Raw genomic sequence first — 14,271 nt, 5'->3', positions numbered from 1 at the left:
CGTTCTTGTTCCTTACTGCGCATATCCGAGGGCCAGACGCGCGAGCGCAAAAAGACCCGCAGCAATCAATGTGTATGCAAAAGCCCGCGCGGCCATCAGCGCCAGCTTTTCGGCAACGCCATGCACATAGTCCTCAATCGCTTCCTGCGCTTCACGCAACAGATGCGGGACGACGACGACAAGTGTCAGACCCATGACAATCGCCGGGAACGGTCGGCTGTAATACGCCAGAGCTTCTTCGTAGGTGCCACCCAACGCGCGCCCGAAGGTGAATACAAACAGCGGAACAAGAATGACCAGCGCCGCTGAGCTGAGCATCATCTGCCAATGATGATGTGTACCTGCGCGTCCGGCTCCCATGCCCTGTGCGCGTTTACGGTCTGTTAGAAACTGCATACCAACCTCCCTCTAAAGCGCCACGGCTGTGATCAAGGCAAGAAGCGTCGCCAGAGCAAACATGCCAATGCCCATCTTCTCGGACACTTCGACATTCACGCAATATCCGAGATCCCAGATGACGTGCCGCAAACGGCCCAGCATGTGATAGAAAATTGCCCACGCTGCTCCGAACATGACCAGATCGCCCAGGAAACTGGTCATCAGACCATTGATCAGGTCATAGGCGCCTACCGATGTGGCTGCCGCCAGCAACCACCAGACGACCAACAAAGCCAAACCAAAGGACGCTAGACCCGTGATGCGCACCATAATCGAAGAAATGGACGTCATCTGCGGACGATAGATCGTCAAATGCGGAGAGAGCGGGCGTTTGCCCCGATTTACATCGGCCATGTTGGCTCCTTTTCGGTTGGCTACCGAACGTTTTACTGTTTTTTACGACTCTGTCACGCGCTGCAGGTGCAAAATCCAGTAAATTTGACGCAAAATCGCTTATAAGCAGTATTTGTGATCACACAAAATAATCTCGTGATCACAAAATACATTCGATGCCACCAATGTTAGCGTTTTAAACGGAAAAGCAATGTGATCACGAATCTATGGCTGAGTTTGAGACAGCCCTGCAGTCTGCTGCGTCACCTCGCGCAAAAGCTTTTTGCGAATACGCTCAGGGTAGTCAGCAAAGCCCGCGGCAGAGACGACAAAGGCCCCCTCACCCACGATAACATTCTCGAAGAAATAGGCTGTCAGGTCCGGTTCGCTTTCTTCTATAGCAATCGCGTTCACTGTGATTCCACTCTCACGCAATTTGGCGTGGATCGTCGAAGGTTCGATACCTTCATTCGAAATTCCGTCACCTGAAAGATCAATCAGATGTCTTTTGCAATCGCGCACCTCGTCGAAGCTTGTCACGGTCATCTCAAGCGCCTCACCGATTGCTGTAGAGAAATTACGCCAGACACGCGGATCAGCAGCGACCTGTTCGGCAAAATCGTCCAAAGTGGCAAAGCTGTCGATCCGGGTCCATGGGATCGTGATCCTTTGGCGCGAACTACCAGTCCATTGAACCAGCATAAGCCGGGCCTGCCCACGCACCAACGCCTCGGAAACGATGGGATCACGCAGCCCTGCGGCAAGGCCGTCCATCTGGATGCGATATTCCTCGGAATCCACCGAGCCTGACACATCGACGGCCAGAGCAAGTGCAAGATCGCAGGCAAATGCTTGCGGTGCCAGAAACAAACTGACCATGAGTGCGCGTAACATCGTCATACGCCGAGCCTAGCACGGATTTCACCGACCGCGATCACTTCAATGTCAGCAAACGGGCAGCCCGACTTACATGGGCATCAAGGCCCAGTAATCCAGATCCAACAGCACATTGGGCAGGTATTTCCCATCCTCATTGCGCAGCTCAAATGGCTCTCCACCCTTGGTCGCCACAAGCCGTAACCGCAATGCACCGATTCCCGGTGTTCCGGTCTCGGCCTTGTCCAGAACCTCGGACCAGACCTTGATTGTGTTGCCCGCAAAACAGGGGTTGGCGTGGGCACCGCCGTTCAGGCCGACGATCATCTGCGCATTCGCCAAACCGTTGAACGACAATGCGCGCGCCATCGAGATCACGTGGCCGCCATAGATCAGTCGGCCCTCGGGGCGGAAGGTGAGATCGAAATGCACTTTGGCCGTGTTCTGCCACAGGCGCGTAGCCAGCATGTGCTCGGCCTCTTCGACGGTCACGCCATCGACATGATCTATCGTTTCTCCCGTGTTGTACGCATCCCAGCGGTGGCTTTCGCCGGATTGTACAAAATCGTATTTCGAGAAATCGAGGCCCTGCGGCACCACCAGATCGCCGACGTCCAGCACCTTCTTGAGGTCGGGCACCACCGTCTCAGGCGCGGGTGCATCAAGGTTCGATTTGCGCACCATCACCCAGCGCACATATTCGATCACCACCTCATTGCGCTGGTTCAAACCGCGCGTACGAACCCAGACCACCCCGGTTTTTCCGTTCGAGTTCTGCTTAAGGCCGATCACCTCGGATTCAGCGCGCAGGGTATCGCCGGGATAGACTGGCTGCAGCCAGCGACCCTCGGCATATCCCAGATTGGCTACGGCGTTCAGCGAGATATCGGGAACCGTTTTGCCGAACACCACATGAAAGGCCGCCAGATCATCAATCGGGCTTTGGGGCAGGCCGCAATTCCGGGCAAACTCATCCGAGGAATAAAGCGCATGGCGGGCTGGATAAAGCGCATGATACAAAGCGCGCTCGCCATCTGTTACGGTGCGCGGTACGGCGTGGTCCAGCACCTGACCAACAGAATAGTCCTCGAAAAAATTACCCGGATTTGTTTTTGCCATTATTGCTGTCCCAGTTTCATTTCGGGGGAATAGTCGGCGTCGACTTCTTTCGTCACGGCCTGCGCGCAGCGCATCACGTTGTTGGTTGCGTCAAAGGCGTAAGAGGGATCGCCATACAGCTCCCACCCTTTCGCCAGCGCGTCCGAGACCTTGTGGCAGAAGGCTGACGTGTCTTCCTCGGTCAACAAACGATAAAGTTTCGCCATTGAATTGGTCCCTTAGCCACCGAACGGAGATGGGCCAACCAGCCCGTGAATATAGCCAACAATGCCCAACAGCACGATGGATCCCACAAAAAACATCACGTCTTTGCCATAGGTGCCGGGTTCACCCGGGGTCCAGTCAGGCTCGGACTTGTTGATCACGATGACTTCGACGATCGCCCAGGCCAGCAGGCCACCAAACAGCACGATTGAGGCCAGATCGCCATTTACAAGCAAATGCGCAAAGGCCCAAAGCTTGAAGCCGCCCAGCATCGGGTGGCGCACTCTATTCAGCAGACGGCCTTTCTCTCCTGCCGGGCTCATCAAGTAGAACGCAATCAACACCAGCAGGTTGTTAATGTGGATCAGAAAGGTCGGCGGTGCCCAGACATAGATGAAATCGGTCATGCGATAGCCGAAGATCATCAACAATATCGAGGCCACCAAGGCCAGCGCCACGACGCCCTTGCCCGCGTCGCCCATGGCGGCACGACGCTCTGGCATCAGGCGTTTGAACAGATGTGCGGCCCACCACAGCGCCACACCAAGGATCAGAAGAACAAAGCCCATCGCTGGCTTACCCCGCTTGCAAAGCTACTATCGCCTCTGCTTTTGCCAGAGTTTCGCGGGCAGTTACAACGTGTAGGTTTTCGACAATCTTGCCATCGACAACGGCGACCCCCTGACCTTGTGCCTCGGTCTCTTCAAAGGCTGCGATCTGGCGGCGGGCCAATTCGATCTCGGTGTCCGAAGGCGCAAAGGCAGTATTTGCAATCTCGACTTGCGCGGGGTGGATCAGAGTCTTGCCATCGAAGCCCATATCGCGGCCCTGGGCACATTCGACTGCCAGACCGTCGGTGTCCTTGAACGCATTATAAACGCCATCCACGATGATCAGCCCTTCGGCCTTTGCGGCCAGCAGGCACAGGCCCAGCGAGGTCATCATCGGCAGCCGGTCGGGGCGGAAACGCGTCTGCAGCTCTTTCGCCAGATCGTTGGTCCCCATGACGAAGCCCGCCATCAGCGGATGTGCGGCAATTTCGGCCGCGTTCAACATGCCGCGCGGGGTTTCCATCATGGCCCAGATCGGCAGATCACCGGTGATCGCCGCCAGCGCATCCACATCCGCGGCCGAGTTTACCTTGGGTAGAAGAACGGCATCAGCATCCATATCACGCACAGCTTCGGCATCGGCGCGACCCCATTCGGTATCCAAACTGTTGATCCGCACGATCTTGACCCGCGCGCCGTACCCTCCGGCGGCCAAAGCCGCCTTTAGCGTCTCGCGCGCGTTCTCTTTCTCATCCGCTGCAACCGCGTCTTCAAGATCAAAGATGATGGCATCCACCGGCAGCGTGCGTGCTTTATCCAGCGCCCGATCACGCGAGCCGGGGATATAGAGAACGGAACGATAAGGGCGTTGGCGCGGGTCCACGGGACTCTCCCATTGAAACAATGTTGCGCGGAATGGGGCATTTTTTGACGGAAAGTTCAAGGGCAAAATCGCCGCAGCGCAGCATTCTGGCATCGTGACGCAACGCTCGTTGCCTTAACGCGATTTCTTTCAGCCTGCAGCACGCTGTTTTCAAGAAGGAATCGAAAGGGGTGACTGATGAAGACGATAATGCTGAATTTGACGATCGGGTTGGGCATCATGGTGTTGGCTGCGCAACAGGTCAGCGCTCAGAACTGCGCGCCGCGCGAGGATGTGATCAAGCGTTTGGCAAAGACCTATGGCGAAACCCGGCGCGGCATCGGGATTGCGCGTCAAGGGGCGATGATGGAGGTTTTTGCCTCGGATCGAACCGGCAGTTGGACCATTGTTGTGACCTTGCCCGAGGGAGTGACCTGCCTGATCGCCTCGGGCCAATCCTTTGAGGTGCTAGCTGAGGCATTGCCGCCCAACGCTTAGACCAATGCGTCCCAGATCAATTTACTGCCAGTCAATGTTAGCAGGACATAGGCGATGCCAAAGAACAGGCGTTCGGACAGCATGAAATGTGCCCGGACGCCGAGCCAGGCCCCGAGGATCGCAAACGGGGTTAGCAGCAGATCGGCTAGTGCCGTGTGCCATGTGAATAGACCCAGATAGGCGAACGGTACGAATTTCACGGCATTGATCACCCAGAAAACCAGCACGGTGGAGGCCTGGAATTCGGTTTTTGTCAGGCGTTGGGACAGCAGATATACGGCGGCGGGCGGACCACCCGCATGGCTGACAAAGCTGGTGAACCCGGCAACCAGCCCGGCAAACAATCCTGCCGAAGGCGGCAGGCGGTTGGCAAAGCTGCGTACCCAGCCCCTTGTCTGGGCAACATGCCAGATCACAAAGCCGACCGATATCCCACCAATCAGCAGACGCAGCAGATCGTCATCGGTGATACGATAGAGCCACGCGCCCAACGCAATGCCGGGCACTGCACCCAGAATCAGCAGACGCGAATCCGGCCAGCTCCAGCGTTTCCAGTAGGGCTTTAACGTGGCGACATCGATCACCATGAGGATCGGAAGCATCAACGCCAACGCCTGCCCAGGCGTCAGGATCAGCGCCAGAATCGACGAGGACGCAAAGGCCACGCCCGAGCCGAACCCACCTTTCGAGATACCCGCGAATATCACCGCCGGGATCGCTACGGCAAAAAACATCAGGTTCATCTCGAACATCTGGCGCCCCGGAAATATGCATGAGTCACAGGCGGTTTAGCGCAATCGGCATATGACATGCAAACGGTATGCGGTGGCATGCCGCGCCGCAGGAGGCTTGCGCAGAGTCGTTTTTGCGACTAGCAAAACCGCGATTTCAAACCGACCGGAGATATTCCAAATGGCCAGACCCAAGATCGCGCTGATCGGCGCAGGTCAGATCGGCGGCACGCTCGCCCACCTCGCAGCAATGAAGGAACTCGGTGACGTTGTTCTGTTCGACATCGCCGAAGGCACCCCGGAAGGCAAGGCGCTGGATATTGCCGAATCCGGCCCATCGGAAGGCTTTGACGCCAAACTGAAGGGCACCCAGTCCTATGAGGACATCGCAGGTGCCGACGTCTGCATCGTGACCGCTGGTGTTCCCCGTAAACCGGGCATGAGCCGCGACGACCTGCTGGGCATCAACCTGAAGGTCATGAAATCTGTCGGCGAAGGCATCGCCGCCAACGCGCCTGATGCATTCGTCATCTGCATCACCAACCCGCTGGACGCGATGGTCTGGGCCCTGCGCGAATTCTCGGGCCTGCCGCACAATAAGGTCTGCGGCATGGCAGGCGTTCTGGACTCGGGCCGTTTCGCGCATTTCCTGTCGGAAGAATTCAACGTCTCGATGCGCGACGTCACCGCCTTTGTTCTGGGCGGCCATGGCGACACGATGGTGCCGTCTGTGCGTTATTCGACCGTTGCCGGTATCCCGCTGCCCGATCTGGTCGAAATGGGCTGGACAACGCAGGAAAAACTGGACGCCATCGTTCAGCGCACCCGCGACGGCGGTGCCGAAATCGTCGGTCTACTGAAAACCGGCTCGGCCTTCTACGCGCCTGCCACTTCGGCGATTGAAATGGCCGAGGCCTATCTGAAAGACCAGAAACGAGTTCTGCCTTGCGCCGCTTATTGCGATGGCGAGCTTGGAGTAGAAGGCATGTATGTCGGCGTTCCTACCGTGATCGGTGCCGGCGGCGTTGAACGGGTCGTCAACATCAAGCTGAACGAAGAAGAGCAGGCAGGTTTCGACAACTCGGTGAATGCTGTGAAAGGTCTGATCGAAGCTTGCAAAGGCATCGATAGCTCGCTGGCCTAATCGTCAGCAGTGAAGAATTTGAAACCGGCCCTTGGTGGGCCGGCTTTCTTTTAAGCCATACATCATGAGTCAGAGATGTTGGCGCAAACGCCGAAAGTCACGTTTATGAATGTGTTTTCTTCGCGCGAGCCTGCATTATCGAATCAAGCTTACGCTTTGCTCAAGCTTTGTGATCACACCCCAAAAACCTGTGATCACAAATACTGAAAATCTTCGACAATTTCCCGTGACACGTCAAAAAACTCTTTAATTTTGGCGCTTAGACACGCCTATAACAGGGTAATCGTAGTCAGACGGGACAATTTCGATGAACATTCACGAATATCAGGCCAAAGCTCTTTTGCGCAGCTATGGCGCTCCGGTCTCCGACGGTCGCGCGGTTTTGCGCGCCGAGGAAGCCAAAACCGCAGCCGGTGAACTGGATGGCCCTTTATGGGTTGTAAAAGCACAAATCCACGCAGGTGGGCGCGGTAAAGGCAGCTTCAAAGAAGCCGACGCCGGTGAAAAGGGCGGTGTCCGTCTGACCAAGTCGGTGGAAGAGGCCGCCGAAGAAGCCAAAAAGATGCTAGGCCGCACACTGGTCACACATCAGACCGGCCCCGCGGGCAAACAGGTCAACCGCATCTATATCGAAGCCGGGTCCGGCATCGAACGCGAGCTGTATCTGGCCCTGCTGGTGGATCGCCAGACTAGCCGCATCTCGTTTGTCTGCTCGACCGAAGGCGGTATGGACATCGAAGAAGTGGCCGCTGCCACGCCCGAGAAAATCCTGTCCTTCTCGGTTGACCCTGCGACGGGCTATCAGCCTTACCACGGTCGCCGCATCGCGTTTTCGCTGGGTCTGCAAGGCGCACAGGTCAAGCAATGCGTCAAGCTGATGAGCCAGCTTTACGCCGCCTTCGTCGAGAAAGACATGGAGATGCTGGAGATCAACCCGCTGATCGTCTCCGACAGCGGCGATCTGAAAGTGCTGGACGCCAAGGTCGGCTTTGACGGCAACGCGGTTTATCGCCACCCGGACATTGCCGAGCTGCGCGACACCACCGAGGAAGACCCTAAGGAACTGGAAGCCTCCAAATACGACCTGAACTACATCGCACTGGATGGTGAGATCGGGTGCATGGTCAATGGCGCCGGTCTGGCGATGGCAACGATGGATATCATCAAGCTCTATGGGGCCGAGCCCGCCAACTTCCTCGACGTGGGCGGCGGTGCCACCAAAGAGAAAGTGACCGAGGCGTTCAAGATCATCACCTCGGACCCGCAGGTCAAAGGCATCCTGGTCAACATCTTCGGCGGCATCATGCGCTGTGACGTCATCGCCGAGGGCGTTGTTGCCGCCGTGAAAGAGGTCGGCCTGCAGGTTCCACTGGTCGTGCGTCTGGAAGGCACCAATGTCGAGAAAGGCAAAGAGATTATCAACACCTCTGGCCTGGACGTGATCGCGGCGGACAACCTGAAAGATGGTGCCGAAAAGATCGTGAAGGCGGTTAAAGGCTGAGTGTCATCCCGTAGGGTGGGCTTCAGCCCACCTTTCCCAAGATTTTGGCGGGCTGAAGCCCGCCCTACAAAGGAGAACGCCAGATGGCAGTCCTTATCGACGAAAATACCAAAGTGATCTGTCAGGGCTTTACCGGCTCGCAGGGCACATTCCACTCTGAACAGGCCATTGCTTATGGCACCAAGATGGTCGGCGGCGTGACCCCCGGCAAAGGCGGGATGGAGCATCTGGGTCTGCCGGTGTTTAACTCGGTCCACGAGGCCAAGCATGTGACAGAAGCCAACGCCTCGGTGATCTATGTGCCGCCGCCGTTTGCGGCTGACTCGATCCTTGAGGCGATTGATGCCGAGATGGAAGTGATCGTCTGCATCACCGAAGGCATCCCGGTTCTGGACATGATGAAGGTCAAACGTGCGCTGGAAGGCTCGAACTCGCGTCTGATCGGCCCGAACTGCCCCGGTGTTATCACGCCGGACGCCTGCAAGATCGGCATCATGCCCGGCCACATCCACAAGCGTGGTTCGGTTGGCGTTGTGTCGCGCTCGGGCACCCTGACCTATGAGGCCGTCAAACAGACCACCGATGTGGGTCTGGGCCAGTCCACCTGTGTGGGCATCGGCGGTGACCCCATCAAGGGCACCGAGCATATCGACGTGCTGGAATGGTTCCTGGCCGATGACGAAACCGAGTCGATCATCATGATTGGTGAGATCGGTGGCTCGGCCGAGGAAGAGGCCGCGCAGTTCCTGGCGGATGAGGCCAAGAAGGGCCGCAAGAAGCCCACGGCGGGTTTCATCGCGGGCCGCACGGCCCCTCCGGGCCGCCGCATGGGCCACGCGGGTGCGATTGTCGCTGGTGGCAAAGGCGGTGCCGAGGACAAGATCGAAGCCATGCGCTCGGCCGGTATCGTCGTAGCCGAAAGCCCGGCGCAGCTGGGTGAGGCTGTACTGGAAGCGATTGGTTGACCAGAATTTGACTGCTTTGGGAGGCGCGGTAAACATGACTTTCGGCGAAGCCATTAAAACCTGTTTCTCCAAGTTTTTCACCTTTTCGGGCCGTGCCTCGCGGCCCGAATACTGGTTTTTTTTCCTGTTCATCGTGATCTGGAGCATTATTGCTGGGATCATCGACTGGCAGTTCTTCACTCAGGTCGCAGTGACCGAAACCGAAACGTCCAAATCCGTTACTGCCACTTCGACAGGCCCGGTCCAAAGCATCGTCAGCCTGATTGTCTTCCTCCCGCATCTGGCTGTCGCGTGGCGGCGGATGCATGATACTGGGCGCAGCGGGCTTTATGCCTTGTTGCCGATCTTGCTGATCCTCGCTGCGCTGGCTGTTCTGATCTTTGGCATCGGCCTTGCCAGCCAATTCCATGGCGGCACGTTGGATATCCTGTTCACCCGCGCAACTCTTCTTATCGTCATTCCGACACTTCTTGTCCTGTTTGTGTCGCCCCTCCTGGTTCTGTGGTGGCTGTCCCGCCCCAGCGAACCAGGCACCAACCAATACGGTCCCAACCCATATGAGGTAGCCCAATGACCGAACACTCGCCCAACTCAGCCTTTCATGCCTCAAGCTTCATGCAAGGGCATAATGCCGAATATCTGGAGCAGCTTTACGCCCAGTACACCAAGAACCCCGGCGCGGTCGACGCGGCCTGGGTCGAGTTTTTCAAGGCCATGGGCGACGATGCGCCAGATGTGCAGCGCGAGGCCGAGGGGCCATCTTGGGCGCGCAGCGATTGGCCTCCGATGCCGGCGGATGATCTGACCGGGGCGCTGACTGGTGAATGGGCCGAGATTGACGCGAAGGCGGCGGGCAAGAAGATCAAAGACAAGGCCGAGGCCAAAGGGGTCGAGGTCAGCGACGACCAGATCAAGCGCGCGGTGCTGGACAGCCTTCGGGCGCTGATGCTGATCCGGGCCTATCGCATCCGGGGCCACTTGGCCGCGGATCTGGATCCGCTGGGGATGCGCGCCGCAAGCACGCATCCTGAACTGGATCCAAAGACCTACGGCTTCACCGATGCGGATATGGACCGCCCGATCTTTATCGACAATGTTCTGGGCCTGCAGATGGCCAGCATGCGCCAGATCGTCGAGATCGTGAAGCGGACTTACTGTGGCACCTTCGCGCTGCAATATATGCACATCTCGAACCCGGAAGAGGCCGCTTGGCTGAAGGAAAGGATCGAAGGGTACGGCAAGGAAATCGCCTTCACCAAAGAGGGCCGCAAGGCGATCCTGAATAAGATGGTCCAGGCCGAAGGCTTCGAGAAATTTCTGCATGTCAAGTACATGGGCACCAAGCGGTTCGGTTTAGACGGTGGCGAAAGCCTGATCCCTGCAATGGAACAGATTATCAAGCGCGGCGGTGCCCTGGGATTGCAGGACATCGTCATCGGGATGCCGCACCGGGGGCGTCTGAACATTTTGGCCAATGTGATGGGCAAGCCCTATCGCGCCATATTCAACGAATTCCAGGGCGGCAGCTTCAAGCCTGAGGATGTGGATGGATCGGGTGACGTAAAGTATCACCTCGGTGCATCCAGTGACCGGGAGTTTGACGGCAACTCAGTGCACCTATCGCTGACCGCCAACCCCTCGCACCTTGAGGCGGTGAACCCGGTGGTGCTGGGCAAGGTTCGCGCCAAGCAGGATCAGCTGAACGACGAAGACCGCACCAAGGTGATGGGCATTCTGCTGCACGGCGATGCGGCCTTTGCCGGACAAGGTGTGGTGGCTGAAGGGTTCGGCCTGTCGGGTCTGAAAGGGCACAAGACCGGTGGCACTATGCATATTGTGGTGAATAACCAGATCGGCTTTACCACCGCGCCGCATTTCAGCCGCTCCAGCCCCTATCCAACGGATATCGCGCTGATGGTCGAAGCGCCGATCTTCCATGTGAACGGCGACGACCCCGAGGCGGTGGTGCATGCCGCCAAGGTGGCAACCGAATTCCGTCAGAAGTTCCACAAGGACGTGGTGCTGGATATCTTCTGCTATCGCCGGTTCGGCCATAACGAGGGCGATGAGCCCATGTTCACCAACCCGATCATGTACAAGAAGATCAAGACTCATAAGACTACGCTGTCGCTGTACACGGAACGTCTGGTCAAAGACGGCCTGATCCCCGAAGGCGAGATCGAGGATATGAAGGCCGCCTTTCAGGCCCATCTGAACGAAGAGTTCGACGCCGGGAGGGACTATAAGCCCAACAAAGCCGATTGGCTGGATGGGCGCTGGTCGCATCTGGACAAGAACAAAGAAGAATACATGCGCGGCGAAACCGCGATCTCAGCGGAAACGCTGGCCGAGATCGGGACCGCCCTGACCACAGCACCCGAAGGTTTTGCGATGCATAAAACCGTCGGACGATTGCTGGAACACAAGAAACAGATGTTCGAAAACGGGACCGGCTTTGACTGGGCAACTGGCGAGGCTCTGGCGTTTGGCTCGCTGCTAACCGAGGGCTACCCAGTGCGACTGGCCGGACAGGACGCGACGCGAGGTACATTCAGCCAACGCCATTCCGGATTTGTCCATCAGGAAACCGAAGAGCGCTACTACCCGCTGAACAACATCCGCAAGGGCCAATCTCATTATGACGTGATTGACTCGATGCTCAGCGAATATGCGGTCTTGGGATTCGAATACGGATATTCTCTGGCCGAGCCTAACGCTCTGGTCCTTTGGGAAGCACAGTTCGGTGATTTCGCCAACGGCGCGCAGATCATGTTCGACCAGTTCATCAGCTCGGGTGAAAGCAAGTGGCTGCGGATGTCCGGTCTGGTCACGTTGCTGCCGCACGGGTTCGAAGGGCAAGGCCCGGAACACTCATCCGCGCGCCTGGAAAGGTTCCTGCAGATGTGCGGTCAGGACAACTGGATCGTGGCGAACTGTACAACACCTGCGAACTATTTCCACATCCTGCGCCGTCAGCTGCACCGGACTTTCCGCAAGCCTCTGATCCTGGTGACGCCAAAGTCGCTGCTGCGTCATAAACTGGCGGTCAGCACGGCGGATGACTTCACCACAGGCTCCAGCTTCCACCGGGTGCTGTGGGATGATGCGCAGAAGGGCAACTCTGACACCAAGCTGGTGGCGGATGACAAGATCAAGCGTGTGGTGATGTGTTCGGGCAAGGTTTACTTTGACTTGCTGGAAGAACGCGATGCGCGCGGCATCGATGACATCTACCTGATGCGAATCGAGCAATACTATCCCTTCCCTGCGCATTCGCTGATCAACGAACTTGAGCGTTTCAAAGGTGCCGAGATGGTCTGGTGTCAGGAAGAGCCCAAGAACCAGGGGGCCTGGACCTTTATCGAACCCAATATCGAATGGGTTCTGACCCGCATTGGCGCAAAACACACCCGTCCGGTCTATGCCGGTCGCGCAACCTCGGCCTCGCCTGCAACGGGTCTGGCCAGCCAACACAAAGCCCAACAAGAAGCGCTGGTGAACGAAGCGCTGAGCATTGAAGGAAAGTAAACGATGACGATTGAAGTTCGTGTTCCCACGCTGGGCGAGTCTGTCACCGAAGCCACCGTTGCGACATGGTTCAAGAAACCCGGCGACGCCGTTGCAGTTGATGAAATGCTGTGTGAGCTGGAAACTGACAAGGTGACGGTCGAAGTGCCCTCGCCTACCGCAGGTGTGATGGGCGAGATTGTCGCTGCCGAAGGTGAGGCGGTGGGTGTCGATGCATTGCTGGCCACCATCACCGCTGGCGAAGGGGCAGCGCCTGCTCCGGCAGCGGCGGCCCCGGCCCCAGCTGCAGCAGCGGCGGCTGCGGCAGGTGGCAGCGTGGACGTTATGGTGCCGACGCTGGGCGAATCCGTGACCGAGGCAACCGTTTCGACATGGTTCAAACAGGTTGGCGACAACGTCGCACAGGATGAGATGCTGTGCGAATTGGAAACCGACAAGGTCTCGGTCGAAGTTCCGGCCCCGGCGGCAGGCGTTCTGGCTGAGATCGTTGCGCCCGAAGGCAGCACGGTCGATGCGTCTGCCAAGCTGGCGGTGATCTCGGGCTCGGCCGCAGGTGTGGCAAGCGCTCCGGTTGCGGCCGCTGCCGCTCCGACTGCAGCCAGCACAGGTAAAGACGTGGCCAACGCACCATCAGCTGAGAAAGCGATGGCCGAAGCCGGTCTGACCGCCGATCAGGTCACCGGCACCGGTCGCGATGGGCGTATCATGAAAGAAGACGTGGCAAAGGCAGTTGCTGCAGCAGCTACAGCCCCAGGGCCTACGGCGGCTGCGCCCGCCCCCGCTGCCCAAGCTCCACGCGCTCCTGTGGCTGCCGAGGATGCAAGCCGCGAAGAGCGCGTGCGCATGACCCGTCTGCGCCAGACCATCGCCAAGCGCCTGAAGGACGCGCAGAACACAGCGGCCATCCTGACCACCTATAACGAGGTGGACATGACCGAGGTGATGGCCCTGCGTAATCAATACAAAGACCAGTTCGAGAAAAAGCACGGCGTGCGTCTGGGCTTTATGTCCTTCTTCACCAAGGCCTGCTGTCATGCGCTGAAAGAAGTGCCCGAAGTGAATGCCGAGATCGACGGCAATGACATCGTCTACAAGAACTTTGTGCATATGGGCGTCGCCGCTGGTACGCCTCAGGGACTGGTGGTTCCGGTGATCCGCGACGCCGACAGCATGTCCTTCGCAGCGATCGAGAAAGCCATTGCTGAAAAGGGCAAGCGCGCCCGCGACGGCAAGCTTTCGATGGCTGAAATGCAGGGCGGTACGTTCACGATCTCGAACGGTGGCGTCTATGGCTCGTTGATGTCTTCACCGATCCTGAACCCGCCGCAATCAGGTATTCTGGGAATGCACAAGATTCAGGACCGCCCGATGGTCATCAATGGCGAGATCAAGATCCGCCCGATGATGTATCTGGCTCTGTCCTATGACCACCGTATTGTTGACGGCAAGGGTGCGGTGACCTTCCTGGTTCGCGTGAAAGAAGCGCTTGAAGACCCGCGCCGCCTGTTGATGGATCTATAA

At 57.8% G+C, this 14,271-nt stretch carries 15 protein-coding genes; 7 read left to right on the top strand and 8 right to left on the bottom strand.

Features of this window, described 5'->3' with window-relative positions; all coding sequences use genetic code 11:
- Positions 1 to 12: 12 nt before the first annotated feature.
- From ACR0DU_RS17335 to ACR0DU_RS17305, 7 genes are all read right to left on the bottom strand, one after another.
- Positions 13 to 396: a succinate dehydrogenase, hydrophobic membrane anchor protein gene (locus ACR0DU_RS17335; RefSeq protein WP_170474256.1), complete on the bottom strand. Its 384-nt coding sequence runs from the start codon at positions 394 to 396 to the stop codon at positions 13 to 15.
- Positions 397 to 408: 12 nt separating this feature from the next.
- Entirely contained in the window at positions 409 to 792 is a 384-nt protein-coding gene (sdhC, locus tag ACR0DU_RS17330) for a succinate dehydrogenase, cytochrome b556 subunit (protein WP_480876197.1), read from the bottom strand.
- A gap of 204 nt (positions 793 to 996) precedes the next feature.
- Positions 997 to 1,671, bottom strand: a complete 675-nt coding sequence (locus tag ACR0DU_RS17325) for a DUF1194 domain-containing protein (RefSeq protein WP_170781229.1) — start codon at positions 1,669 to 1,671, stop codon at positions 997 to 999.
- Between the two features lie 66 nt (positions 1,672 to 1,737).
- Positions 1,738 to 2,766: a MaoC family dehydratase gene (locus tag ACR0DU_RS17320; protein WP_480876195.1), complete on the bottom strand. Its 1,029-nt coding sequence runs from the start codon at positions 2,764 to 2,766 to the stop codon at positions 1,738 to 1,740.
- On the bottom strand, positions 2,766 to 2,972 hold the full coding sequence (locus ACR0DU_RS17315) for a DUF1737 domain-containing protein (RefSeq protein ID WP_480876193.1): 207 nt from the start codon (positions 2,970 to 2,972) through the stop codon (positions 2,766 to 2,768). The genes ACR0DU_RS17320 and ACR0DU_RS17315 overlap by 1 nt, the downstream gene beginning before the upstream one ends.
- Positions 2,973 to 2,984: 12 nt before the next feature.
- The gene (locus ACR0DU_RS17310) at positions 2,985 to 3,539 is read right to left on the bottom strand and encodes an NnrU family protein (RefSeq protein WP_170781232.1); all 555 of its coding nucleotides are present in this window, start codon (positions 3,537 to 3,539) and stop codon (positions 2,985 to 2,987) included.
- 7 nt (positions 3,540 to 3,546) lie between these two features.
- Positions 3,547 to 4,404, bottom strand: a complete 858-nt coding sequence (locus ACR0DU_RS17305) for an HpcH/HpaI aldolase/citrate lyase family protein (protein ID WP_170781233.1) — start codon at positions 4,402 to 4,404, stop codon at positions 3,547 to 3,549.
- Positions 4,405 to 4,581: 177 nt separating this feature from the next.
- Here ACR0DU_RS17305 and ACR0DU_RS17300 point away from each other — a divergent pair, with 177 nt between their 5' ends.
- Positions 4,582 to 4,881: a hypothetical protein gene (locus ACR0DU_RS17300; RefSeq protein WP_480876191.1), complete on the top strand. Its 300-nt coding sequence runs from the start codon at positions 4,582 to 4,584 to the stop codon at positions 4,879 to 4,881.
- On the opposite strand, the gene ACR0DU_RS17295 is transcribed toward ACR0DU_RS17300, so the two are convergent.
- Positions 4,878 to 5,633: a sulfite exporter TauE/SafE family protein gene (locus ACR0DU_RS17295; RefSeq protein WP_480876189.1), complete on the bottom strand. Its 756-nt coding sequence runs from the start codon at positions 5,631 to 5,633 to the stop codon at positions 4,878 to 4,880. The two genes, ACR0DU_RS17300 and ACR0DU_RS17295, sit on opposite strands and share 4 nt — an antisense overlap.
- A gap of 160 nt (positions 5,634 to 5,793) precedes the next feature.
- Between ACR0DU_RS17295 and mdh the strand changes: the two genes are divergently transcribed.
- The 6 genes from mdh to odhB all read left to right on the top strand — a co-directional run bounded on the left by mdh (position 5,794) and on the right by odhB (position 14,271).
- Positions 5,794 to 6,756 (top strand): malate dehydrogenase, encoded by a 963-nt coding sequence (gene mdh / locus ACR0DU_RS17290; RefSeq protein ID WP_010442827.1) that lies wholly within the window; start codon positions 5,794 to 5,796, stop codon positions 6,754 to 6,756.
- A 307-nt stretch (positions 6,757 to 7,063) separates the two neighbouring features.
- A complete protein-coding gene (gene sucC, locus ACR0DU_RS17285; protein ID WP_120981256.1) occupies positions 7,064 to 8,257 on the top strand; it encodes an ADP-forming succinate--CoA ligase subunit beta in 1,194 nt (397 codons plus the stop codon).
- 83 nt (positions 8,258 to 8,340) lie between these two features.
- The gene (gene sucD, locus ACR0DU_RS17280) at positions 8,341 to 9,222 is read left to right on the top strand and encodes a succinate--CoA ligase subunit alpha (protein WP_170522246.1); all 882 of its coding nucleotides are present in this window, start codon (positions 8,341 to 8,343) and stop codon (positions 9,220 to 9,222) included.
- A 34-nt stretch (positions 9,223 to 9,256) separates the two neighbouring features.
- Positions 9,257 to 9,796 carry a DUF805 domain-containing protein gene (locus ACR0DU_RS17275; RefSeq protein WP_480876187.1) on the top strand — a complete coding sequence of 180 codons (540 nt, stop codon included), beginning with the start codon at positions 9,257 to 9,259 and terminating at the stop codon, positions 9,794 to 9,796.
- A complete protein-coding gene (locus ACR0DU_RS17270; RefSeq protein WP_480876186.1) occupies positions 9,793 to 12,750 on the top strand; it encodes a 2-oxoglutarate dehydrogenase E1 component in 2,958 nt (985 codons plus the stop codon). Before ACR0DU_RS17275 ends, ACR0DU_RS17270 begins: the two co-directional genes overlap by 4 nt.
- 3 nt (positions 12,751 to 12,753) lie before the next feature.
- Positions 12,754 to 14,271, top strand: coding sequence for a 2-oxoglutarate dehydrogenase complex dihydrolipoyllysine-residue succinyltransferase (gene odhB, locus ACR0DU_RS17265; protein ID WP_480876184.1), 1,518 nt, complete (start codon positions 12,754 to 12,756; stop codon positions 14,269 to 14,271).

The sequence above is a fragment of the Ruegeria sp. G2 genome (assembly GCF_056533505.1).
This window is presented reverse-complemented; position numbering and strand designations above follow the sequence as displayed.

What these genes read in the sequence shown, in the direction of transcription:
- ACR0DU_RS17300 (WP_480876191.1), top strand. Translation starts at nt 4,582, where the DNA reads ATGAAGACGATAATGCTGAATTTGACGATCGGGTTGGGCATCATGGTG.
- sucC (WP_120981256.1), top strand. Translation starts at nt 7,064, where the DNA reads ATGAACATTCACGAATATCAGGCCAAAGCTCTTTTGCGCAGCTATGGC.
- ACR0DU_RS17325 (WP_170781229.1), bottom strand. Translation starts at nt 1,671, where the DNA reads ATGACGATGTTACGCGCACTCATGGTCAGTTTGTTTCTGGCACCGCAA.
- mdh (WP_010442827.1), top strand. Translation starts at nt 5,794, where the DNA reads ATGGCCAGACCCAAGATCGCGCTGATCGGCGCAGGTCAGATCGGCGGC.
- odhB (WP_480876184.1), top strand. Translation starts at nt 12,754, where the DNA reads ATGACGATTGAAGTTCGTGTTCCCACGCTGGGCGAGTCTGTCACCGAA.
- ACR0DU_RS17335 (WP_170474256.1), bottom strand. Translation starts at nt 396, where the DNA reads ATGCAGTTTCTAACAGACCGTAAACGCGCACAGGGCATGGGAGCCGGA.
- ACR0DU_RS17295 (WP_480876189.1), bottom strand. Translation starts at nt 5,633, where the DNA reads ATGTTCGAGATGAACCTGATGTTTTTTGCCGTAGCGATCCCGGCGGTG.
- ACR0DU_RS17270 (WP_480876186.1), top strand. Translation starts at nt 9,793, where the DNA reads ATGACCGAACACTCGCCCAACTCAGCCTTTCATGCCTCAAGCTTCATG.
- sdhC (WP_480876197.1), bottom strand. Translation starts at nt 792, where the DNA reads ATGGCCGATGTAAATCGGGGCAAACGCCCGCTCTCTCCGCATTTGACG.
- ACR0DU_RS17310 (WP_170781232.1), bottom strand. Translation starts at nt 3,539, where the DNA reads ATGGGCTTTGTTCTTCTGATCCTTGGTGTGGCGCTGTGGTGGGCCGCA.
- sucD (WP_170522246.1), top strand. Translation starts at nt 8,341, where the DNA reads ATGGCAGTCCTTATCGACGAAAATACCAAAGTGATCTGTCAGGGCTTT.
- ACR0DU_RS17315 (WP_480876193.1), bottom strand. Translation starts at nt 2,972, where the DNA reads ATGGCGAAACTTTATCGTTTGTTGACCGAGGAAGACACGTCAGCCTTC.
- ACR0DU_RS17320 (WP_480876195.1), bottom strand. Translation starts at nt 2,766, where the DNA reads ATGGCAAAAACAAATCCGGGTAATTTTTTCGAGGACTATTCTGTTGGT.
- ACR0DU_RS17275 (WP_480876187.1), top strand. Translation starts at nt 9,257, where the DNA reads ATGACTTTCGGCGAAGCCATTAAAACCTGTTTCTCCAAGTTTTTCACC.